The sequence below is a fragment of the Microcystis sp. M53603_WE2 genome, assembly GCF_030065435.1.
Genome location: NZ_JASJFF010001023.1, coordinates 1 through 2,836 on the forward strand (window position 1 = coordinate 1; position 2,836 = coordinate 2,836).

The window sequence follows — 2,836 nt, forward strand, 5'->3', positions numbered from 1 at the left end:
ATAGGTGGCGATACCCTGAAAATTTTCCGCCGTTACCTGACGTAAAGGCTGATTAGGGCGAAAAGGCCAGATAAACAGGGCTAAAAAAATTGTCCATCCCCCTCCCAACACAGCGATTCCGGCCCGTTGTAAAGCGACGACAATATCTCCCGATGGCAAAGAAACAGCAAAAAGCAGCAATAAACTAATTACTACCCCAGCTAACGCCCCATTTTCCCCGTAAACTGTCAAATAACCCGCTAGAAACAACCCGCAAAAAACTATCACTACGGTCAATCCTAACCAAGCACTGGCTAATGTGCCGATAATCAAAGCTAGAGCCATCCCGATAGTCGTAGCGACTAGGGTTTTCGCTCTCAGGCAGTAAAGTCCCCCCACATCAGCTAAAATCAAGGTTTGAGCCGCTAAACCGACCATTAACCCCACTTCTGACCGATCTAAAATATCACCGATAATAATCGGCACTGTGATCGCTAATAAAGTCCGAATCCCCCGCTCGATCTCGATATCGCCACTAGGACGCAATAAAAAAGCAAATCGCTGAAGTAGCATATAGCACTTATCTTAATGGTGAGGTATGAGGTTTTCGTTTTCGGGAGTCAGTATTCTCCGAGTCACCTGATTAGGTAACGATTTCTCTCCTGTCTCCTGACTTGAAAGAGGGTGTAGGGTGTAGGGTGTGGGGTGTGGGGAAGGAAACCTCTTTCATCTGTGGGGGTGAAAATTTTTTCATCGGGACTGACTCCTAACTCCTTAATTCTGCCGTATTAGGGCAGCCAACGGGGTTTAAAACCTGCGTTGAGTTCTTGAGGTAAAATTTTCGTGCTGCTATTGGGACTGAACTGATCAGGAAGCGGTAATAACCAGAGACGACCATCGGCAATGCTCGACCCCTCCCCGGTGACTAAATCATTTCTGACTCCAAAGGGTGTGGTTGCTAACTGATCAAATAATAAGGCCACGCCATCGGGAGACATACTCATCTGCACGTCACGATAATTAGGTAAAGCCAGCAGGGGTGTCATTTTACCCGTTTTTAGCTCAATAATCCCTAAAAAAGGTTCTTCTTTCACTTTGCCATCGCTGCCCATAACCAGATCGCTTTTCAGACAGTAAAGGGTTTTTTCCTGTCGCGGTTCAAATTGACAGCTAATAATCGGATTAGCTGTTCTTAATAGTAGTCTTGACTCTCCCCGATCGTCGAGCAGAAATAGCGATCGCTGATTATCCGGTTCTGATTTCACCATGAGTTTTTGGCGACCATCCCGGGAAAAAGCGAGGATTTTCTCGTAGGTAGGCAAAAATTGCGGTTTTCCCCCTTGGACATCCAAAGGAATCACCGCTACCCCTCCCGTTTGACTGACAACCGCTTTTTTACCGTCGGGAGATAGTAAAAAATTATCCCCTTGCATTCCTAACGGTCGCGATTGTCCATCATCCCTGATTACCCATAAACTGGCATCCCCCGGATTCCCATGATTAATTCTCTGCACGATTAGGGTTTTGCCGTTATCTGAGAGATCAAAGCGCAGATTTTGATAAGTTTTCCCATCTAAAAACCTTTCTATACGACCACTGGGCAAATTTTGACCATGTTCGTCATGATTTAAACCCGTGGTAATCGTGTAAAGTTGCTGTTTCGGGGTGTCTCGTCCTAAGTCAGAGCCATCGAAGGCCGAGAATAAAATTCTATCCCCCCTCGGATAGATTTGAAAATCCGTGACCACCAGATCCCCAGGGGTAAGGATGGTTTTTTTCAGTTCTGTGACGTTATTTGGCCCCTGAATGATATTACAGACGATTAAACGGCCTCTTTCCTCTTGGTTGACCCCAATATAGGCAAAAGCTCGATCGTGGCTGTAAAATTCGCCGATAAAGTCCTCACCTTGAGCAATAGGTAACTTTACTTGATATTTTTTGCCGTAGATGGGCAATTCTGTCAAAGTATAGGTCAAGCGATCTCCGGCCCAGCTAATTTTACCCGGTAAGGGAGGATTGATCACCAAGCTGGTTTCTATGTCTGAACGGTCAATCGGCCGATTAAAACTTAAAGTAAAATAATTGTCCCTAACGCCGATTTTTCGTCCTTGCCAGCTAAAATTCTCCCCTCGGGTAGGAACTTGATTTCCCTGGATCAAAATCGACGATATCCCGGCAATTAAGGCCAAAATAGTCGCCAACACTAAGCGATCGAACCAAGCTAATCTTTTCATCAGTTATCAGTTATCAGTTATCAGTTATCAGGAGTCAGTCAGGAGTCAGTCAGGAGGCAATAGGCAATAGGCAATAGGCAATAGGCAATAGGCAATAGGCAATAGGCAATAGGCAATAGGCAATAGGCAATAGGCAATAGGCAGCTTTATTCTCCCCACACCCCACACCCCACACCCCACACCCTACACCCCACACCCCACACCCTACACCCTACACCCCACTTCCCACTTTCTTATCAGCTTTAGTAATGATTGTCATCGGTTTTTTCAATCGAATAAATAAAAACGCCCCCAAAAAGGAAGCGTTTTTTAACTTATCATGAGGACTTAGCAAAATGTGTGCAGAGTTAGAACGCGGATGTTGGATGGGGATCCAGCATCTGTTTATTTTTAACCATTGATCGCCGCTGCCGTCAAGGCCATGGGGATAGCATCACCGGAAGCTAAATCGAGGGTATTGTGGATTGACATCCTCGCCGCCGTAAACGGACGGTGATTCCCAAACCTCACGATTTGGGTTTCTGCTTCTTTCCCGAAGGATTTTTCGCACCTGCCTTAACAGATTTACTCTGTTCTGGTCTTATGGTCGCTCTACAGACTGACACCGCAAGCCCTGCGGCCAA

At 46.0% G+C, this 2,836-nt stretch carries 1 protein-coding gene and 1 pseudogene; both read right to left on the minus strand.

The window, feature by feature from the left end:
* Positions 1-552 (minus strand): annotated as a pseudogene (locus tag PX481_RS21540) (FUSC family protein); the annotation flags it as partial.
* 215 nt (positions 553-767) lie between these two features.
* Positions 768-2,213 (minus strand): Ig-like domain-containing domain, encoded by a 1,446-nt coding sequence (locus tag PX481_RS21545; RefSeq protein WP_288027804.1) that lies wholly within the window; start codon positions 2,211-2,213, stop codon positions 768-770.
* Positions 2,214-2,836: the final 623 nt, after the last annotated feature.